The organism is Solibacillus sp. FSL W7-1324 (genome assembly GCF_038008025.1).
GTDB lineage: Bacteria > Bacillota > Bacilli > Bacillales_A > Planococcaceae > Solibacillus.
In genome coordinates, this window is sequence record NZ_JBBOYH010000002.1 from 157,859 (window position 1) to 179,060 (window position 21,202).

Here is a 21,202-nt window from a genome sequence, read left to right on the forward strand (position 1 = left end):
CGCACTGTCTTAGGAGGGGTAATGAGATACCCTAACCTTGAGGGTTGTTCGAAACAGAAATGGATTGAGAACGTTAAATCACTCAAGAATCCCATCTCAACACCGAAGGTGTAAGGCTTGCGGCTTTAGCCGTGGGAGTCTCAACGCTATAAGAATACATTGACAGTTTCATGAATTTTACTTAACATTAGTTCTAGTGAGGAAGCACCGCACTTATCCATAGGGATAGGTACGGTGTTTTTTTGTTTTTTACGATAATTTATAAAGAAAGGAGAAGGGTATGAAACAATTACTTCCACAGTTAAAGCGGTCGCATAAGCCAAGTGAAGTAGTTGATCCAATGTTGCTCGATGAAGTAGAAGAACGAAAATCAATATTTGAATCGGCTATTAAGAAAACATTAGCAGAAGAAAAATTTCGTTTTAAAACAAACTTTAGAATCGCTACTACAACTACATATATAAGTTTATTCCTTATCTTGCCGTTTGGTTTGATTTCATGGCTAATGAACTTATTCGGCTTTGTTAAAGCTTCGCCAATTAACCTACTTCCCTGGTGGTTGGTTATCATATTGTGGGTGCTGCCTTATGTATCGTGGCATTATACAACGATTACCATTCCCCAAAAGGAAGAGCCAGTCATTAAGAAGGATTGGTCTAAAACGCCAAAGGGGAGAAAGCGGTCCGCGCTATTCAACCTAGCACCATTCCATGTAATGTGTTGGGCGGTCTTTTCAAAATTCGTCTATGAGAATTATTTCGATTACTTAACAACATTAAACGTAATGGAAAGTCATAAAGGGATTTTGCTAACAGATAACTTAAACTCATTTTTACTAATCATATTCTTTGCCCCAATCATTATTAGTGCATTGGGTGTATTCGTACAAGCGCGGGATTACATGATTAATAAAGATTTATTGCAAGATCATTTCATGGATTGGCAAATGCCCTACTTTAAACGATATGCACATGAATATAAGTTAGAGAGCATTGACGTTATTGTTGGTTATGAGTCTGATACAGGTAAGCCAATCGTTATTAAAGAAAATGAACGCTTTTTACATGAGGCGATTTTAGGAGTAACGGGTTCTGGTAAAACTTCAACAACTTTACTTTTACGTATTGCTCAGGACTTGATAAAGATTGCTACAGGTACAAAAGATATGTCGTTGGTACTCTTAGAGCCAAAAGGGGATGCTGTAGACGATGTACTGACAATCTGTAAAAAGCTCGGCATACCTGATGAAAAGATTATCGTTATTGACCCATTTAAAGAAATGTCTTATAAGTACAATCCTTTTATTGGTGAGCGTAATATCGTAGCGAATACTTTTCAAGGTACAATCTCCGCATTAACCGGCGACCAAGACCAATTCTTTAAAGACCAACAAAATGAGGTCTGTAAGAACATTACCTTATTAGCTAAAATCCGATACGGTAACAAAACAAACATCCGTATCATTCAGCAATTGATTGACGATCCGCGTGAGCTTGCAAATGTTGTAGAGCATGTTTCAGCTTTTATTGAGCAGAACAGACGTAATACAAATGCTACGCCCATCCAATTAAAAGAGCTGGATTCATATGAGGTAGTCGTAAACTACTTTATTAACCAAGTTTTAGATTACAAGACGTTTCGTGACAAAGATGAAATCAAGCCCGTTCCTTATCCACCGAACCATAGACACCATCCAGAGCAAATGGTTGAGAACAAAAAGGAAAACTATATTTCAGGTGCTAAAAAGTATCTGAATGATTTAGTCAATGAGGATAGCTTACGTGCTTTATTCACAAGTGGAGAAGGCGATAAAGTATTTGACGCGGATAAAGTGTTAAGTGAGGGTGGAATCGTGTTAGTAAACACCGCGCTTGGCGAGCTGGACGAACTCTCAATGATGTTCGGCCAATTCTTTATACGTCAATTCCAAGCAGCCGTATTCCGTCGTGCTAAAGAGAATAAAGAGGAAAACGTTCGACGTATCCCTTGTATTTTTTACGTGGATGAATTCCCGTTATACGCTAATGATGCATTCCAACGATTTTTAACTTTAGGGCGTTCTTACAAAGTGGGCGCGGTTATCGCTATGCAGTCGATCGCTCAGTTAGATGCTGTGGGGACAGATTACCGAAAAACAGTTATGGGTAACGCTTCACATAAGACGGTATTCGGGCGCGGTCCAGTTGACGATAACGAATACTTCTCTAAAGAATTTGGTGAGGAATTGCGGGTAGAAGAATCAGTGAATGAATCAGGCGCACCAATGACTACGGATAATCAAAATTGGGGCATGCGTATGAACTCACAGAAGAAGCTTATGCCGCGCTTTACACCTACTGACATTAGAGAGCTGCCATTTAAACAAATGATTGTTCAGATCGTAGACGAGCGTAACAGCATAGCGAAACCAAAACATGCCATTGGTGAGTTTGTTCATGAATCAGCGTTTGTTCAACGCTTTATGAAGCTGGTGGAGTCTGATATTAAGTCAACGAATGAAAGAGATATTAATGTTGTGAGCGCTATTTCTAATAGCAAAAACTACATTGGTAAATCAGATGGCAGTATGATGGATGATGCCACTAATGAAGAAGCTAACCAAGCGTTAAATGAGTTTGTGAGTGAATCGGAAGTCGTAACGGAAAATCAAGCCGAATCAACGAACCCATCTACGCATGAATTAGAACCTATTATGGTGCCAGTTAATACACCACAGGTAGCAGAACCGCTTGTAGCACATGTTGAACCTGTTCATTCACCTAAAACGGAAGATGCACAAAAGAACAGTGATGATGTTTTCGGCGGTAATGAACCAAGTGAGGAAATGTCGTTGAATGACTTTGCTGTTCCTTCTGATGTAGTCGTATTAAATGACGCGGTTGTTGTGAATGAGCAACCTGCAGCACAAAATGAAATTGGAACCGAGTCAGTACAAGAAGTTTCTCCTGGTCATGCAATCGATCCAGTAATTACTCCGGAGCAAAACGATTGGCTTGAATTATTAGAAGAAGAGGAAGAAACAACGACTGAAACAAATCCAGTTGGAAATGATGAAATTGATTTCCCTGTACATGGTGAACTGAACGAACAAGAGCCAACTTCAACAAATGAAGTACCTGTTTTTGAGGAAACAGACTTATCTATCGGCTTTGAAACAACGAAGGATGAATTTGTTCCAGCTGATGAAGCACCTGTCTTTGAAGAAACGACTTTATCAATCATGGTTAATGAGCCAAGTGAGCGAGTTGTTCAAGAGGGGATGCCATCGATTGATGTTCCTGTCTTTGAAGAAACAGACTTATCTATCGTTAATAACGTTATCGTTAATGATGAACCGATATACAATGAGCCTGTGCCAGTTGAAAATGTTGATAATTTCCCTGTTTTTGAAAAAACAGACCTTTCAGTTGGAAATGAAGCACCTGTACAAGAGGCTGAGATTGCGTTCGAACAACCAACTACTCAACTAAATGACATTTCGGAGCCTCTGAGCGGCGTTTCGCAAGAGCCAAATTCGTTAAATGAGCCTGAAATGCAAGAAGAAACACCTAATTTCATTGATGTTGCACCGTATGAAGTGATTGAGCAAGAGCCAGTAAATGATTTTCCATTGGATATTACACCTGTTGAGCCATTACCTTTTACAGCTGAAGCAACCGCGCTCGAACAAATCCCACCTACCGAGGAATCATTTGTGATTGAGCCACAGCCATTTATATTAGAGGAATCAACACAGCAGGGCTTTGAAACGAGTGTCATTGATACACAATCAAGTGATATGTTAGACCAACTTCAAAAGGATGTCGCAGCAAGTAAAGAAGATCCATCACTGAAAGTTACTGAACCAATTGAAGAAAAACCGGCTAATGAACAACCGAAAGCGCCAGATAAACCACGTATTATCGAATTAGAAATTTAAATTACTCTTGATTTTTTATACTTATTTGATTATATTAAGTCTATCAATAAAAAAACTAAATTAAACAATCGTTCGGGAGCACCGAACCATGCCTTTTGGTAAAGGTATGGTTTGGTGTTCCTTTTTTTGTTTAATAAACCAATTTGGAGGGTTATCTATGTTTGTTAATGAACAACAATTTATCGAAACTCGCACATTTGCTATGTCGAGTCTTTACGAAGCCAAAAACCTGAATCGTTATCTACGTGTAGAATGTATCGGTAATGAGGAATTAACACTAGGGAAAGAAAGTACACTCTGTTTAAAAGTTGTATTTGAAAATATTTTTGGTTATATCCCATTAGATTTGGTTGATGAATATAATTATAAATCGTTAGACAGCTTCACTAATAAGCAGTTTGACGTAATGATTAAAGACATTATTACTACAGATACGAACCTTTATGATGGCGTATTCTTTGTAGCAGACCGTAAAGCTGCCAATGCGATGAAGGTAGAACAGTTCTGGAAACGTGTAGAAACAGGGCAAATCTACGATGCATTAGTAACAGGCGTTGACTCTATGTTTGTATTCCTAAATGTTCATGGCGTTAAATTACGTATGCACAAGAGCGACTACAGCCACACATATATCCATGACCTAAACAGTGAAATTTCTTTAAATGAAACACCAAGTATCCGCGTTCGCATTATGGAAGTTGATAAAGAAAAACGTGACGTACATATCAGTAAAAAAGCGTTAGAAATGGACCCAATACAAGCAATCGGGACTTACAAGCCTGGCGGGACTTACGGAGCCACTATTAATAACATTGATCTTGACCGTAAAGTAATTTTCGTAACATTAAAACCTTATGGATTAACAGCTTTAGCTCAATTGCCAACAGCAAACGTTGCTCGTCATATTAAAAACGGTAGCGAAGTGTTATTTAAAGTAGTTGATGTTGATGTAGCGAAAGGGCATGTGCGCGGCCGTATTTCACTACCATATATGGGGCAAATCGCTCGTTCAGAGCGTCGTGGATTTTAATGTCTGAGTTTAACTTATCGATGGAAGATGTAGCTGTTCAGAAACAAACTGAACAGTTACAACCTTCTGGACCATTGGCACCGACTTATAGCGCAACAAGTCCTTACGTGTCACCCAACATTCCTAAAGACGTATTAAAATTCTTACCACCGAACGGGGAGCAGTTCTCATTATTTAGTGACCCTTACGCTCAATTGAATTTTTTACGTTCAGACCAAAACGTGATCCGTAATAGTACGTATTGGTACAACGTAAAAATGATGGATAACAACTTTAGTGATTATGAAATCAAATTGCTGACGTTTTTATCTCAAAACCGCGTGGCAACACGTATTCAGATTAACCGCGTCGTATTTGGCGTAACTGAATCAAATGCACGCATTAAAAATCATATGAAAAAATGGATTGAAAACGGTATTCTTGTTCCGTTTAACTGGAATTCACCCATTACATTAGAAAACCATAAACCCTACCTTTATGCATTATCTCCAAGTGCGGCTCGCGCGGCTCATGTACTATTAGGTAAAAATGGTTCAACACCGAGCCAATTTAGATTAGTCCCGACTAATTACCTTCCCGGCACAGCACCTTCAATGGCACCATTCTTCCGCCAAGTCATTTCAGCGGAGTTTTATTGTAAGCTGCATGAACTAGACCGCGTTGTTTCATGGTCTGCCAATGAAAGCTATTCAATCGACAGCAAGCAATATATATCACCACACGCAGTTATTAAGACAATTCGCGGAGAAGGGGATATTCGTACGGTTTGGTTAGAGGTTATGCGACCTGAAAGCAACTGGTATGAAACACTTTCTAAACGCTTACGCTTCATCGAAAAAGGCATGAATGTGTTAGGTGATGATTTACGTCCTGAAATTATGATTATGATTGTAGACAATGTTTCACGTATTCCAGACGTGAATAAGCTGATTGAAAAATACGCACCTTCTACAGTCGTTCGCTATACGACAGACGAGCGTTTGATCCAACGTGAAAGTGATGATATTTTCTATATTTACAATGATATTGACGGCGTTGTACAAGCTCGTATTCCTTTCTTAACAAGAGCTTGGGAGGGCATGACCGCGTCTCAGTATTTTGAAACATTTAATAATCCATATTCAACCAATGTTGTTGAGGACGACGATTTCGAATATTAATCTTATGTAGGAGGCTTTACAACTTGCAAATGCAGAACTTTTTAAAAATCGTCTTAGAAGATAACGACACTAAACAGTTATTAGATATGAAAACGAACTTTCACTTGAAATATAAAGAGCAGGATTATCTTGTCGGGGTATTAGAAGATACTTTAAACTTCTTCCTTTTTGAAAACCAACCCGACTTCGATAATGACGATGAACATTTACTTAGCATTGTTGAAGATAAAACATTAATTGCCGAGTTATTAGAACACTGTCCGGAACGCATTCAATTGATTTATAAGCAGCAAGAGAGCGGTTCAAACATCGTGTTATTCCCGCGCGAAACACTGTAATCAATTTACTTATTCTTTATAACCTTACTGAAGCTTGTTACTATGTGTAGCAAGCTTTTTGTAATTGTACTTAACCCGACCTTATGCTAAAATATAGTTATATTATTTTTATTCTTTTTCTTTATCTGTTTGCTCAACTATTGGATTGAGCCATCTTTTCTCGAAAACGCTTATTTTAGCGATTGATGTTTAGGCACACGTATGTCTAAAAACCTTATCAATCTTTAAAATAGGCGTTTTTTTATTGCCTTTTTTTAATGAAAAGATTGAATTACTTGTCTGTGACCGCTAATTTCTCGGCTTTTTATCGACGATTTATCGTTATTCGAGCATTTAGCAAAAGTATTTTTTAGGAGGAAGTTTTATGACGAAAGAAGTTCCCGTAATTGTTGATGAAATGAACATCATGCACCAATTACACAAAATTAACGTGAAGGGCATGGATTGGAGAGTATTTTTCAAGTTAGTATCCTCTATCTTGAATACACCGACCCAATCTTATTTCGCTTGTGCGAATGTGTCCGATGATCAGTCTGTTTTCTACAGCAACCGTAAACGATTCTTTAATTCACTTGCAGAGCGCGGTGTGAACTTATTAGAAGGCTTTACTGTACTTGATTTCAGACGGAAAAACATTGAGAAAGGCGTTGACGTTCTTATCGCTTTACAGCTGTATAAGGAGGCATCTAGCGGAGCTAAAGACATTGTTCTTTGTTCAGCAGATAGTGACCTTGTTCCAGCCGTAGTGGAAGCACAGGCCAATGGTGCCCGCGTACATTTAATTGTAAGCAACCATACACCTGCCAGAGAACTGAGCGCGGTTGTAGATCGAGTAATTAGCCTGGAAAGTATCGTTGAAGCATTGGCAGCACAAAAAGCTGTTCGCTACATCGATCAGAACAAGCCTTACATCATTTCTAAATACGACAGAGACTTTGCAAAAAGCCGACAAGGAGTGGTTTACAATGACACAATTACCGCAGTGGCTTATTAATAAAGCCCAAAACAAACGAAACATCATGAGTCAGGAGATCAAGCAAGCGCTTGCTTCGATTGATTCAAAGTATCACAATTTCTTAGTGCTCTTACCTCAAAAAGAGAAGATTGCTTATAAGGAATTTAACGTGAATGGCTATGACAACTTAGGACTTTCAAGTTTCAACAACTCAACGTATGTCGAGGTGTTCAAGCCCTATGTTACAGTCGATGGCCGTTTGAAAATGCTACGTGATGAACATGAAGCTGCTAATAAGCAATTCCATGTACACGCTCCGCAATTCATCCCGTTAGGTGACACTTTAATTTGTTCCGTTACAGTGGATTCAGAGATTTATGGATCAGCTACGGGGGTAATTGAACTCGGGCGTGAGGCTAAAGGTGTGGACCAATCAAATCCATTTGCTAAAGCTCAAACGTCTGCCATTGGTAGAGCTCTTGGTTTTTTAGGTTATGGACTTATTGGGAATGGCGTAGGCGATTCACAATTAGACCTATACTTTGATACGACAGAAACTTCAAATCAGCCGACTAACAATGCCGCGCCTGTTCAGCAAAAACAAACCTTATATAAGTTTGAATTGACTGCACAGGAACCACCTACACTATTAGAGGATGGGGCAAACGGATTGTTATTTAGCCGGGTGTTAGCACCTGATGGACGCGAAGTATTATTATGGTTCCCTTCAAATATGATTGAGGAAGGATCTTCAATTTTCCTTCATAAATCATTTAAGGTAGTCGGTTGGTATGATTCAGCAAATAACTGTATCAATGCCACTGAACTAGTAAACGAAGTGGCTTAACCATTTATTTATGACGAGATTACGATACCCGTAACTCGTCTTTTTTTATTGATTAAAGACAAACGACAAATAACTTTTTTAAGGAATCGGAGAGAATCTATTATGAACTTTACAACATTATCAATTTCACAAACGGCTTTACATGCTTGCAAACCAGAGAACTTTTTAAACCAAGTGGAAACGTATGAGGGGAAAAACGGACATTTCTATGCACGTGTTACATTCAAAGACATTGAAACTAAAGGCTATATTTACGTAGCAGGCGGTACAAAAGCGATCGCTCACCACTGTAAAAATGCTGAAAAAGGGACTTCTTGTACGCATACAGTTGTTTTAACAGCTGTCGCAAAGCATTTCGGCCATGAAATTGAACATATGAGCCATAAAGCGAAGACACCTGAATTTGAAACATTTGAAGCGAATTTTAACGCAGTTTCATGGACTGACAAAAGCGCGGAGTTAGGGATTTCAAAAAGTAAACCAGCACCCGCACCTGTTCATACTTCTGTTCAAACCGCTTCAACTACAACGAAACGCGATGCAAATGTTGGTTGGAAAGAGATCCAAGAACACTTAGACGACCAACGTTTTTCTATCGCATTACAAAATAAGATATTCGATAAACGTGAGCTTGTACACGCGACAATTCCTATGCACGATTACTTAATGCCGCCAGTTAAACCCGACACGCCATACAACGGTGAAATGCTTGAAATTGCGATTACGCATATCCTTATGGGCGAGCATTTAATTTTAGTTGGTGATGCTGGAACCGGGAAAGATACGGTGCGACTTGTTCTCGGACAAGCATGATTAGTGGAAACACTCATGGAAAATCCGAGGGGATGTTAATTTAAAACATTCTAACTGTTAAAACGAATAGGTAGGGGCAGTTCCTACTTAGAATTGAAGATTGGCAAATCTACCCTAAAGCTCCGACGTGCTTTGTGACTAGAACTTGGAACACGATTCTTAATCGTTGAAATTGTACTAGTATAATACCAACACATTGTACGAAGCTCGGTGAAGTGGCGTTGAAAAGACCTGAGATGGTATGACTAGATGCTAGGGGCCATAAAATCGATAAGGCTACGAGAGGAACACTCGTTTAAGGTTCGTGATTACCGTCTACTTCGAATAATGAAGAGTAGACACCTCATTAGAGGCATCAATCGCGGTTGAATATTTCGTGTCGTATTCATCTGTTTACAACTCGTAGAAGTTGTGAGTTCTAAGACCCCCAATCAAGGTCGAAAGAACGGTTGACGGACTAGAGAGTGAGCCTAAGTCGATATGGAAGGCTAGTTTTAACGGAACAAGTGAAGCTCAGTAGAGAATGTTAATGATGGTATATCAGATGTCTCTAAACGGTAGGAAATGACCGTTGTAACTGAGTGGCAGCAGCCCGTAGTAGTGTAGAAACATTTGTAATGAATGTGGAGCGAAGGGGCATAGCCAACAGATTGTTAGATTATAGAAAAACGATATCGCTTCAAGGAAGCCGTGGAGCATAAATGACTAACCCAATACTCGCCCAGGAGGTGATGCTATTGGCTCAAAAACTTGATAAAGCAGTTCCCAAAACTGATAAAGAATTAAAGGATTTACTTGATTCAATATACGCAACAACTAAGGAAGCTATTGAGAGCGATGAACTACCTAAATTCAAAGGAATTGTAGAAATAGCAACATCCAAACCTGTTATCCTTTCAGCAATTGAAAAACTGAAAAGGAACAAAGGGAGTAATACCCCCGGTGTTGATGATGAAGTCCTACGTAATAATTTCCTTCACAAATCCTTCTCTGAAGTACAGGAAAGAATCATCGAAGCTTTCAATAATTATCGTCCTAATATGGTTAAACGTGTTTATATTGAAAAACAAGGAAAATCTGAACTTAGACCATTAGGTATACCCTCAATGATAGATAGGATTGTTCAAGAATGTATCAGATTAGTAATCGAGCCGATTTTTGAAGCTCAGTTCTTTCAACATTCATATGGTTTCAGACCTTGGCGAAGTGCCCAACACGCCTATGAAAGAATCTCCGATATTGTTCACAAATCTGGTTATCACTGGATTGTGGAAGGTGATATTAAAGGGTTCTTTGATAACGTGGACCATTCAGTTCTCTTAGGAAAACTTTGGAACATGGGTGTACGCGACCGTAGATTACTGAAAATCATCAAAGCCATGTTAAAAGCAGGTGTTATGGGTGAGGTTAAGGTGAGCGAATTAGGAACTCCACAAGGAGGCATCCTGTCGCCCTTACTAGCCAACATCTACTTACACAGCCTAGATGAATTTGTTACCAAAGGTTGGGAGAAAAAGAAAACCAAATTCGGATATACTCGCAGCGATAGCAAAATTGAAGCACTCAGAAAGAGAAGTAATCTGAAACCTGCTTACTTTGTTAGATACGCTGACGATTGGGTTCTAATTACAAACTCAAAGGAAAATGCTGAAAAGTTTAAGTACAAAATCAATAAATTCCTTAACGAGAAACTGAAATTAGAACTTTCAGCCGAAAAAACACTAATAACAAACATTCGAAACAAAGCTATCAAATTTGTTGGTTACGAATATAAAGTAAGACGAGGCAAATCGAGAACGGGTTGGATTACTCAATCTCGACCGGACAAGGATAGGTTCAACGCGAAGTTTAAATCACTACATGAAGATGTTAAGAAACTGAGAAAAGCCAAAGATAATTATGAACTTGCTTCATATATACTTAGAATAAATTCTCAAATTCGAGGACTAATAAATTATTACCGAGTCACAACCAGTATTAACCTGTTTATGGCCAGATACGGTTGGGTTCTTAGGAGAGCAGGATTTCAAACCGTCACCAAAACAAAATATGGTGGCGGATGGATGCCAGCCAACAAGGTCAGCAACAATCCTTCTGCACATGAACCATACTCTATGAAGATACCTGCTATAAAAGCTGGTAACAGTTGGATTGGACTTACGGATTTAATTTTCGTAACTCATACGCCTACACCACTATACAATCAAAAACGGACTCCGTTTACGGTTGAAGGTAGGGCTTTACAACTCCAACTGTCCAGACGAGTACCGCTGAAAGTTAGGGCTGACAACTTGTTTGACCCTCTCTCAACGAACATGGGTATTTTAGGCAACCGTAAACGAATTTATAACCTTGAATTTAAACTTAACAGAACTAGAGCGTACAATCGTGATAAAGGAAAATGTATGGTTTGCGGTGAAGAATGTCTATTTGACATTCATATACATCACAAAAAACCAAAACTTCCTATGCACCTTGTTAATAGAACGGAGAATCTTGTTACCGTTCACGAAAAATGCCACCGTAAAATTCACGATGGAAAAGATCACTCCGAACTTGATTTAAAAGTTTGGAAGAAAATACAGAAATATAGGGATATGCTTTGATAACGTTAATTCTATAAACTACTAACAGTTGGTGGAGCGCGGTATGAGGTGAAAGTCTCACGTACCGTGCGAAGTGGGGGAAAACCTGAATCTGACTGCCTTTTTGGTAAAAGAGAACGGTTACCTATCACACCCGAAATGGGCAAGCGTTTCCTCCAACCCCTAAACTTAATTTATTAAGCGGGGTTGGAGCTACGCTATATCTAATTAATACAATTAGCTGGATTTTTGGTTATCCGGTAAATATCGTCGTTGGGAACAAAGACGAATCGAAGGAAACATTAATCGCTGAACCTGCTTTCATTAATAATGAGAGTACATATAAGCTAACAAACCTTACGAGAGCTAGTTTCGAGGGCGGTTTAATTAACTTTGCCGAAGTAAACTTCTTAAAAGGTGATGTGACCTCTGTATTCCACTCATTCTTTGATGATAACGGTGTAATCTCAACGCCATTAGGCAGCTACAAGCTACATCCACATACATTATTCTGTGCATCGATGAACGTTGGTGAGGGCTATGAAGGGGTTCAAAAGCTTAACAAAGCATTTAAGGACCGTTTTGCCGTTCTACGTTTAACGAAAACTGCATCATTTAAAGAGCTTATTACCCGTAAAACAGGTTTAGTTGACGTTGCTGCATTAGAGTTCTTAGAAGCCATTCAGGAAGGTTTAAAAGAACTTCATATAGAAGGACTGGCAACTGATACGGATACGCTACGAGGTTACTTTAAAGCAGCGAAATACTTCCTTACTTTCGGATATAACCAAACTTCACGCATTCGCGCGGTTGAAGCCTATATCCTTAACCGAGTTGAAGAAGTAGAAGAATATTGTGAGGCAAGAGCAGCGGTTCGTGAAGTATTTAATGATATAAAACTTCAAGACTTCCCTGTATCGCCGGACGAAATCTTATTTAATCCAGACTTAGCCAATTAGGAGATAAACGACAATGACAATAACTATATCTGCAAACCGACAAAATCATATTAAACAAGTAAGGGGTCGCCAATTAGTGCGATCCCTTCGTCGTAAGTTCAAAACGAACGACTTTAAGTTTCAATGGGCGGCACCGGGCGTTGAAACGGCTTATTGGGATGGCACAACAATGTACGTTCGGTATGATGTTGAAAACTTTCACCCAACCCGTCAATACACTACCCCGGAACGCTTCATTATCCAAGCTGGACTCGCTTATCATGAAATGGGTCATAAACTGTATGATGATATGAATATCTATCGTCAAATGATTGAAGACCACAGTTCAAATGACGAGGACGACTGGAAAAACAATCGAAAATGGCCTCAAAACATCGTCAGTGACTTAAGTAATTTTTGCGCTGATGGTCGTTTAGAGCATTTTATAAAGCTCGACTATCCATTTACAGCTGATGCGATTGATTTCGTGAACTATGAATGGTGCTTTGTTGAAACCCCGGATGTTGGTAAAAGTAAAGTGGATGATTTCTTTGCTTGCTTATTACGTCGATTATTACAAATGGTTGATGATGCCGAATATATCGAAGAAGCCAAGCAGTTAGTCGATGATAACCAATCATTAATCGATAATATTATTTGCCAACGCTCTACAAAAGATAACTTAACAGCGACTTATGAGCTTTTGAGCGCGGTATGGCCGACGATTTATGAATGGATCCAAGACGAGAAGAAAGATACACAATCATACAGCATTAATGCTCGTACTAAGAATGAAAATTCGAATACAGAGACGGAACAAAATGAGATTGAGGCGAATTTAGATCGTGTTATGGCGCTTATGAATAGCGAAAGCGAAGACCAGGAAGAACAACCTGAAAATGAAGATAAGCCACAACCACCTGCTAAACCCAATTTCGAAGGTGTATTGGAAATTGCACAAAACGAAATGGCACATGTTGAAGAGCAAGTGGATGATCAACTTGACGCTGAAAACCAGAAGGACAACATTATGTCGGTTGCAACACACCGTAGCCAATATAATGAGTCTGCAAAGGTTATTGAAAGCCAAGTTAAAAACCTTGATGCTGAAAAGTTCTTTTCGATGTATGAGGAAAATCGTCTGAAGGTGAAGGGGCTGAGTAAAGCTTTCCGCCTGCTCCTGCAGCCTGTTCAAGATGAAGAATATATTAGTACCAAAGGCAAACGCATTAAAACAAATCTAATTTGGCGTGCAACTCAATGTAACGATAATAAGATTTATCGTAAGAAAGTCGAGGGGAAACCTGCTGGCAACGTTTATATCGGTTGTATGAACGATATAAGCGGTTCTACGAGCTGTTCTATGGGTAACGACGGTAAACGCGTTATTGACCACATGAAAGAGGCGTTGACGGTTGTTTTAAGTGCTGCTGATGAAAATGCTAATAGTATCTCTACTGAAGCTTTTGCTTTCTATTCAGATTGGAACGATGATACAACAATCTTCCAATTAAAAGACTCCGACAAAATTACACTACGTACAAAAGGTGCGATTGGTGGAGTTGAGCCGGGCTATGCTAACAGGGATGTTGTAGCTTTACAATACTTACTAGATAAAGCAGATAAACAAGATAAAGCGATTAAGCTTGCTGTTATGATTAGTGATGGTTCACCTTGCTTTGTTGGGGATGAGGGCATTGATCTAATGAAAGAAATGATAGCAAATGCTAAAAAGCGTGGAATCGATGTCGTTTGCTTATTCGTAGGCCATGATGAATACGGATATGATATTTCTAAACAGATTTATGGAAACAATGTAGTTCATTCCGAGCGCCAGCTTGTGAAAGACTTCAAAAACATTGTACTTCGTATCATTAAATTGCGACGAGGTTAGTACTAAACGGTGGTGCATTTTGCGCCATCGTTTTTTTGTGTTGATAAGGTATTAACCGGTGATATTACTGTGTTTTAGCACGGTTAATGATAGTCCATTAATTAACGTTAATAGTAGAAAAAACAAAATGTGTTTACAATGTGTGTATATTTTACACATATCGTAAACACATTATCACCACTACATATTTTTGTTATTTAAATACATTTTGGTTGTATTTTAACTAACTCCGCAACAAAGTATTTGTGGCAATGTTCAGAAGGGCATCTAGGTTAAATAATTTTAATACGTGGTGTCCTACGAACTAAATTGTTAAAAAAATACAGCTGTGCTATTATAAAGACAGCCTAAGCAGAGTGATGACTGCTTGGGCCATGAATAATTTACTTCAGTAGGTCAGCAAAAGTTGTACGTTTAGTGCGTCGTCTTTTAAGTTAACCTCACGGAAGTTATTGCGGACTTGATTCGCAGTTGCTACATACTCTAGGTCGAATATGATTGAGAATCCGTCAAAATCCCAGTCTGAACCTGAGTGTAGTAAGTTTAGGCACTTATCGTACGATGATACCGTGAGACACCATGCATACATTTCTTTAATTAATGCATTGCGTGTCTCGTCTTTAACTACAGAATCAATACTAGCTTGAATTTATTTAAGTGTTAATACTTCAAAATGCGCTTCATCTTCACTTCCTGGTTTAGGTGAACGGGGTCTAAGGTACATACTTAAGGCTTAATAAATAAAACTGCCGATACCTTTTATTTACGGGGTCGGCAGTTTTTTATTTACGGTACCTTTAAGCTTTATAGGTGCTTACTCTCCCACCATACCATCGTTATCTCGATCATCCATATAGGGGTATAACCAATCTATATCACGCTGGATCGGCATTTTGAAACCGGCTGCTTTTGCTTCTTTAATGGTTACCTGTCCGTCTCCGTTTGTATCAACACTTGAAATATCATTGTTTGTGTTTGAACTAGTCGAATCGGTAGGCTTGTTACCTGTTAAACCGAGCGAATCGTTTACTTCATCAGGGTTAACATTTTCAAATTTATCAACGATTACGTTCCCTCTTATAGTATATTGTACATCTAAATTTATCGGGATAAAAACATAATAGTGTATATTACCTTTACTTGTACATATTTTCCCCCAAATTATATGGGGAAAAATAAGTGGAATTTGTAGCATTTAATAAAGTTCAATTAAAAATAAGTTGCAAACGCTGATTTTATACAGAAAGAAACCAACTGTTTTGAAACAAAGTTAATCAAAACAGTTGGTTCTTTACTTATCTAGTTTGGTTCTTATAAAAGAATTTGATTATTTCGGGATGCGATTATTCAATTAAAGCGCCCGATCGTAATATGAGGTTAGCCAGATTTTTCTGGTTGACCTTTTTTGTTTAGGTCTTATTATAACGGTAGTCGGGGTAGAACGTAGCGCCCGTGGGACTTGATCCCGTCCGCAAAACTGTTCACCCCCTACTTGTATAAACATGTTTCGAGCTGGTTGGGACAAGGATCCCGTTTAACAAGCGAACCTATGACATTACAAGCAGCTATAGGGGTTACCGACGAATTTAGTTTTCTTTAGGAGGAGATGTAATTATGAATCCAGTCGTTGGTCTGGATGTTTCAAAAGGAGAAAGTCAGGTTCAAGCCTTTTTAGATAAAGGCAAACCATATCGTAAGAGCTTTAGTATTAAACATACTCTTGATGGTTTAGATAGTTTATTAGAATTTCTAAGGGAAGTAGAGAAATTGGCTGATGGTAAGCAACCTTCGGTTATTTTAGAATCTACAGGTCAATATCATATGCCCGTTATTCAATTTTTGGAGGAGCAACAATACGTCTATATTATTGTTAATCCACTTATCTCTCATCGAGCTAGAAGTACAAATTTACGCAAGGTAAAGACCGATGCCATTGATGCCTATCATCTATGCGAATTGTATTACAAGGAAGAGTTAGAGCCATATAAAAAGAGAGGTATACAACTCTTAAATCTTCGTAATCTCACTAGACAACAAGAAACAGTATCAAGCACAGCTGCACAAACAAAGTTACAGCTACAGTCCATCTTAGATCAGGTTTTCCCTGAATACAGAGGTGTCTTTGGAAATCTCTATTCAAAAATTTCGTTACAGATTCTATCCATCTTCCCAACCTCCAAAGAGGTTTTAAGTGTTAGCGAATCAGAACTTACTAATAAAATTGCGGAATTATGTACAACCCGTTCAGAAAGATGGGCAAAAGAAAAGGCAATTAAATTGAGAGAGGCTGCATTACGTAATCCATTTCAAAACAACTTGTATCAAAGCCATATCTTTAACCTAAGAATGTTTATTAACATTGTTCTTCAATATCAAGAGCATCTATCAAAGTTAGCAGCAGAAATAGATGCCCTCGCTAAAGAAATTGAAGAATATGAGATAATCCAGTCTATCCCTGGTGTTGGAGAAAAGATTGCGGCAACAATCATCTCTGAAATTGGAGAGATAGAACGGTTTAACCATCCTAAAAAGCTAGTAGCATTCGCCGGGATAGATCCTAGCGTTTACTCTTCTGGTCGATTTACTGCTTCCATCAATCGTATAACCAAAAGAGGTTCCAGCAGGTTAAGACAAGCGTTATTTATGGCTGTACAATGCGGTATAAGAGATGCACGTAAGCAAAAAACAAGTGATGAAATACTCCCTAGAAATAAGAAATTACGAGAGTTCTACGATAAAAAACGCGAAGAAGGAAAGCCATTTAGAGTAGCAATCATTGCATGTGCTAATAAGCTTTTACATTGGATATATGCCCTACTTAAAAGGAAAGAAGCCTTCCAAAATGCGGTTTAAAAAGTATATTTAAGTGGATTAAACAAAACCTTCCAATTTTAAAGAGGAAGGCTTATTTGGTGTACCCTTTTTTAGTATATCATGTAGGATTTAATATTTTTATCGAAAAATCTTGACAACTATTAGCTGGTTTTGTTGAATAAGGAAATTCTTTATTTTTATCATTAGGATTAAAATAAAATTCCTCATCTATTTCTGAATGTGAACCATTGTAATCCATATTCATGTCTATTTCGTGCAAATCAATGTCACTTATATCATCGTGTCTTCTTCACCAATAATAGGGGTCCAGCCGACAATGACTAGCAATGAAAAAACAAAAATGAAAATAAAGATAGAACAATACTAGTAGTGAAGTCCCTAAATAACCATTTTAGTTTAACAAGAATGAGAATTTATACTAGTAAAAAAATACTGTTTTTTAAATTCACTCTATAATTTTATAAAACGCGATATAAAATATGGTAATATTTAGTTGAAATACAAATAACTGACTACTTATAATTTTTGAACGATTTATAAGAATTCCAAATCGTATCCTAATTGTAACTAGCCGAAGGAGAAATATACTATGAAGAAAAAATTAATATTAATACCCGTATTATTAGGCACACTACTCCTTCCACTTAATACGCAAGCTCATTTTCTTACGACTAGTTCAGTTGATGGAAAAGAAATTAGATGGGGAACTGCAAAAGGGACAACTGGTTGGACTTCAATTAGAAATCATTCTATAAATGTTTGGAACGCTCTGGGGGTAATCAATATTGCTGGTGATACTAATCTTACGGTTGAAGACCTCTCTTTCAAAGATGTAGACCGGCCGGATGCCGGGTGGAGTGGTAGATGGACTCCACAAAGTGGGGCTGACCTCCTTGAATACAATGATTTCTTTCTTTGGGATTTTACCCCAGACCAAAGAGAACATACTGCACTACATGAAATGGGTCATGCACTTGGATTAGATCATCATGATCTTGCTGGTAATGTTATGAGATCTGGAGTTTGGAGTTATGATAAATTGGGTGCTCATGATAAAGAAGACTACCACGCTTCATGGGGATTTTAATCTGAACATTAAAAAGGAGGTCTACTTATGAAAAAAACTATAATTGGTTCCGTAATAGTGTGTCTAGGACTAACTGTATATGGATTGAGTAATTTTGAAAAGAGCGAAGAACCTGCTAAAGTTGTACAGGGTCATTTAAACGGAGTTGCTGATTTTTCGAACGATAAAATTTTAGTTGGTTCATCAAATAATGTGTTTATTGGTGACGTTGTTAGAGAAAAAGGCAATAAGAGTTTAGACGGTTCGCCAGAAACTCAATTTACTGTTAAAGTTATAGAAAACTTAAAGGGAAACCTTGAAGGTGAAGTTACTGTAAATCAATTTGGTGGTTACGATGAAGACGAAAGCGGTAATAAAGTTCTTCTTTTATATAATAATGATGAACTACTAGAAGAAGGGGAAAAGTACTTATTTGCAACAAGGCATTTAGAGTCTGAAGATTGGCATACAGTTATTAATACTTATGGTACTGTTAAAATTGATGATTCACACGAAATGTATTCTTTAGTAAAAAGAATGACAAGTGCTTTAAAGGCACCAATTGTTCCTGAAGCGTTTAGTGATAAAAGTAACTATAACAATAAAGAAAATCTAAATAAATCTACTGTAGAATAAGAATAATTTTAATAGGTAAGGACTAATATCGTACCTGTGGATAGGACACACTTTTTCAAGTGTCCTATCCACAGGTATTTTCATAAACAAAATATATATACTAAAATCAAGCTTCCAAAAAACGGTTCATGAAACCTTTATATATTACGGTTCTTAGCCTTAACGTACAAAATCAGCGTTTAGACATTACTCCCCCTAATAGTAATTAGCTTTATATCTTTATCTGGCAAACTTAACAATATGGCCTTTGACTGCCAGATATCAAAACTAGTCAAAATTTTCTCCTACTTGAAAACCATCCTTGAATAACAAAACATCCAATATAATATGGGTAAAACCACTAGAATACAGAAGATACTATTAAAGGAAAAGCTTAAATTAAAAGTGGGGTTAATTACAGATATAAGAACTACCAAACATCCCACAATATAACCAATTGTATAACCACCTAATAAAAAGTGTTTTATTTCATTTCTTTTCAAGATTTCCACCTACATAATACCCAATTAGTATTAGAACAAAGATTTCTCTTAAATACAACTTACCTTATTATACGCTTTAATTAACACATTCCCTTCAAAGAAGTTATTCAACAATATGGCCCGATCGTAATATGAGGTTAGCCAGATTTTTCTGGTTGACCTTTTTTGTTTAGGTCTTATTATAACGGTAGTCGGGGTAGAACGTCTGGCCCGTGGGACTTGATCCCGTCCGCAAAACTGTTCACCCCCTACTTGTATAAACATGTTTCGAGCTGGTTGGGACAAGGATCCCGTTTAACAAGCGAACCTATGACATTACAAGCAGCTATAGGGGTTACCGACGAATTTAGTTTTCTTTAGGAGGAGATGTAATTATGAATCCAGTCGTTGGTCTGGATGTTTCAAAAGGAGAAAGTCAGGTTCAAGCCTTTTTAGATAAAGGCAAACCATATCGTAAGAGCTTTAGTATTAAACATACTCTTGATGGTTTAGATAGTTTATTAGAATTTCTAAAGGAAGTAGAGAAATTAGCTGATGGTAAGCAACCTTCGGTTATTTTAGAATCTACAGGTCAATATCATATGCCCGTTATTCAATTTTTGGAGGAGCAACAATACGTCTATATTATTGTTAATCCACTTATCTCTCATCGAGCTAGAAGTACAAATTTACGCAAGGTAAAGACCGATGCCATTGATGCCTATCATCTATGCGAATTGTATTACAAGGAAGAGTTAGAGCCATATAAAAAGAGAGGTATACAACTCTTAAATCTTCGTAATCTCACTAGACAACAAGAAACAGTATCAAGCACAGCTGCACAAACAAAGTTACAGCTACAGTCCATCTTAGATCAGGTTTTCCCTGAATACAGAGGTGTCTTTGGAAATCTCTATTCAAAAATTTCGTTACAGATTCTATCCATCTTCCCAACCTCCAAAGAGGTTTTAAGTGTTAGCGAATCAGAACTTACTAATAAAATTGCGGAATTATGTACAACCCGTTCAGAAAGATGGGCAAAAGAAAAGGCAATTAAATTGAGAGAGGCTGCATTACGTAATCCATTTCAAAACAACTTGTATCAAAGCCATATCTTTAACCTAAGAATGTTTATTAACATTGTTCTTCAATATCAAGAGCATCTATCAAAGTTAGCAGCAGAAATAGATGCCCTCGCTAAAGAAATTGAAGAATATGAGATAATCCAGTCTATCCCTGGTGTTGGAGAAAAGATTGCGGCAACAATCATCTCTGAAATTGGAGAGATAGAACGGTTTAACCATCCTAAAAAGCTAGTAGCATTCGCCGGGATAGATCCTAGCGTTTACTCTTCTGGTCGATTTACTGCTTCCATCAATCGTATAACCAAAAGAGGTTCCAGCAGGTTAAGACAAGCGTTATTTATGGCTGTACAATGCGGTATAAGAGATGCACGTAAGCAAAAAACAAGTGATGAAATACTCCCTAGAAATAAGAAATTACGAGAGTTCTACGATAAAAAACGCGAAGAAGGAAAGCCATTTAGAGTAGCAATCATTGCATGTGCTAATAAGCTTTTACATTGGATATATGCCCTACTTAAAAGGAAAGAAGCCTTCCAAAATGCGGTTTAAAAAGTATATTTAAGTGGATTAAACAAAACCTTCCAATTTTAAAGAGGAAGGCTTATTTGGTGTACCCTTTTTTAGTATATCATGTAGGATT

General features: G+C 37.8%; 14 protein-coding genes and 1 pseudogene. 14 read left to right on the forward strand and 1 reads right to left on the reverse strand.

The window, feature by feature from the left end:
* Positions 1 to 280 precede the first annotated feature (280 nt).
* The 10 genes from MKY71_RS19365 to MKY71_RS19410 all read left to right on the forward strand — a co-directional run bounded on the left by MKY71_RS19365 (position 281) and on the right by MKY71_RS19410 (position 14,479).
* Positions 281 to 3,919, forward strand: coding sequence for a type IV secretory system conjugative DNA transfer family protein (locus MKY71_RS19365; RefSeq protein ID WP_340733790.1), 3,639 nt, complete (start codon positions 281 to 283; stop codon positions 3,917 to 3,919).
* Between the two features lie 157 nt (positions 3,920 to 4,076).
* Complete coding sequence (locus MKY71_RS19370; RefSeq protein ID WP_065217421.1) at positions 4,077 to 4,949, forward strand: S1 RNA-binding domain-containing protein; 873 nt, start codon at positions 4,077 to 4,079, stop codon at positions 4,947 to 4,949.
* Complete coding sequence (locus MKY71_RS19375) at positions 4,949 to 6,109, forward strand: hypothetical protein (RefSeq protein WP_065217422.1); 1,161 nt, start codon at positions 4,949 to 4,951, stop codon at positions 6,107 to 6,109. Before MKY71_RS19370 ends, MKY71_RS19375 begins: the two co-directional genes overlap by 1 nt.
* A gap of 23 nt (positions 6,110 to 6,132) precedes the next feature.
* Entirely contained in the window at positions 6,133 to 6,447 is a 315-nt protein-coding gene (locus MKY71_RS19380) for a hypothetical protein (protein ID WP_340733791.1), read from the forward strand.
* Positions 6,448 to 6,811: 364 nt separating this feature from the next.
* Positions 6,812 to 7,441: an NYN domain-containing protein gene (locus tag MKY71_RS19385; RefSeq protein ID WP_340733792.1), complete on the forward strand. Its 630-nt coding sequence runs from the start codon at positions 6,812 to 6,814 to the stop codon at positions 7,439 to 7,441.
* A complete protein-coding gene (locus MKY71_RS19390; protein ID WP_340733793.1) occupies positions 7,413 to 8,249 on the forward strand; it encodes a hypothetical protein in 837 nt (278 codons plus the stop codon). The genes MKY71_RS19385 and MKY71_RS19390 overlap by 29 nt, the downstream gene beginning before the upstream one ends.
* Before the next feature lie 102 nt (positions 8,250 to 8,351).
* Complete coding sequence (locus tag MKY71_RS19395; protein ID WP_340733794.1) at positions 8,352 to 9,062, forward strand: hypothetical protein; 711 nt, start codon at positions 8,352 to 8,354, stop codon at positions 9,060 to 9,062.
* Between the two features lie 737 nt (positions 9,063 to 9,799).
* Positions 9,800 to 11,668, forward strand: a complete 1,869-nt coding sequence (gene ltrA, locus MKY71_RS19400; RefSeq protein ID WP_340733795.1) for a group II intron reverse transcriptase/maturase — start codon at positions 9,800 to 9,802, stop codon at positions 11,666 to 11,668.
* A gap of 215 nt (positions 11,669 to 11,883) precedes the next feature.
* Positions 11,884 to 12,606: an AAA family ATPase gene (locus MKY71_RS19405; RefSeq protein ID WP_269454600.1), complete on the forward strand. Its 723-nt coding sequence runs from the start codon at positions 11,884 to 11,886 to the stop codon at positions 12,604 to 12,606.
* Between the two features lie 13 nt (positions 12,607 to 12,619).
* On the forward strand, positions 12,620 to 14,479 hold the full coding sequence (locus tag MKY71_RS19410; RefSeq protein ID WP_340733797.1) for a hypothetical protein: 1,860 nt from the start codon (positions 12,620 to 12,622) through the stop codon (positions 14,477 to 14,479).
* 814 nt (positions 14,480 to 15,293) lie between these two features.
* Here MKY71_RS19410 and MKY71_RS19415 read toward each other — a convergent pair.
* Positions 15,294 to 15,566: pseudogene (locus MKY71_RS19415) on the reverse strand (DNA/RNA non-specific endonuclease); the annotation flags it as partial.
* A gap of 527 nt (positions 15,567 to 16,093) precedes the next feature.
* Between MKY71_RS19415 and MKY71_RS19420 the strand changes: the two are divergent.
* From MKY71_RS19420 to MKY71_RS19435, 4 genes are all read left to right on the forward strand, one after another.
* On the forward strand, positions 16,094 to 17,332 hold the full coding sequence (locus tag MKY71_RS19420) for an IS110 family transposase (protein ID WP_340733798.1): 1,239 nt from the start codon (positions 16,094 to 16,096) through the stop codon (positions 17,330 to 17,332).
* 571 nt (positions 17,333 to 17,903) lie between these two features.
* A complete protein-coding gene (locus MKY71_RS19425; RefSeq protein WP_340733799.1) occupies positions 17,904 to 18,401 on the forward strand; it encodes a hypothetical protein in 498 nt (165 codons plus the stop codon).
* 27 nt (positions 18,402 to 18,428) lie between these two features.
* On the forward strand, positions 18,429 to 19,016 hold the full coding sequence (locus MKY71_RS19430; RefSeq protein ID WP_340733800.1) for a hypothetical protein: 588 nt from the start codon (positions 18,429 to 18,431) through the stop codon (positions 19,014 to 19,016).
* Positions 19,017 to 19,872: 856 nt separating this feature from the next.
* Positions 19,873 to 21,111: an IS110 family transposase gene (locus MKY71_RS19435; protein ID WP_340716285.1), complete on the forward strand. Its 1,239-nt coding sequence runs from the start codon at positions 19,873 to 19,875 to the stop codon at positions 21,109 to 21,111.
* Positions 21,112 to 21,202: the final 91 nt, after the last annotated feature.

Excerpts from the sequence above, each read along its gene's own strand:
- MKY71_RS19365 (WP_340733790.1), top strand. The coding sequence starts at position 281 with ATGAAACAATTACTTCCACAGTTAAAGCGGTCGCATAAGCCAAGTGAA.
- MKY71_RS19370 (WP_065217421.1), top strand. The coding sequence starts at position 4,077 with ATGTTTGTTAATGAACAACAATTTATCGAAACTCGCACATTTGCTATG.
- MKY71_RS19375 (WP_065217422.1), top strand. The coding sequence starts at position 4,949 with ATGTCTGAGTTTAACTTATCGATGGAAGATGTAGCTGTTCAGAAACAA.
- MKY71_RS19385 (WP_340733792.1), top strand. The coding sequence starts at position 6,812 with ATGACGAAAGAAGTTCCCGTAATTGTTGATGAAATGAACATCATGCAC.
- MKY71_RS19390 (WP_340733793.1), top strand. The coding sequence starts at position 7,413 with ATGACACAATTACCGCAGTGGCTTATTAATAAAGCCCAAAACAAACGA.
- MKY71_RS19395 (WP_340733794.1), top strand. The coding sequence starts at position 8,352 with ATGAACTTTACAACATTATCAATTTCACAAACGGCTTTACATGCTTGC.
- MKY71_RS19410 (WP_340733797.1), top strand. The coding sequence starts at position 12,620 with ATGACAATAACTATATCTGCAAACCGACAAAATCATATTAAACAAGTA.
- MKY71_RS19420 (WP_340733798.1), top strand. The coding sequence starts at position 16,094 with ATGAATCCAGTCGTTGGTCTGGATGTTTCAAAAGGAGAAAGTCAGGTT.
- MKY71_RS19425 (WP_340733799.1), top strand. The coding sequence starts at position 17,904 with ATGAAGAAAAAATTAATATTAATACCCGTATTATTAGGCACACTACTC.
- MKY71_RS19430 (WP_340733800.1), top strand. The coding sequence starts at position 18,429 with ATGAAAAAAACTATAATTGGTTCCGTAATAGTGTGTCTAGGACTAACT.
- MKY71_RS19435 (WP_340716285.1), top strand. The coding sequence starts at position 19,873 with ATGAATCCAGTCGTTGGTCTGGATGTTTCAAAAGGAGAAAGTCAGGTT.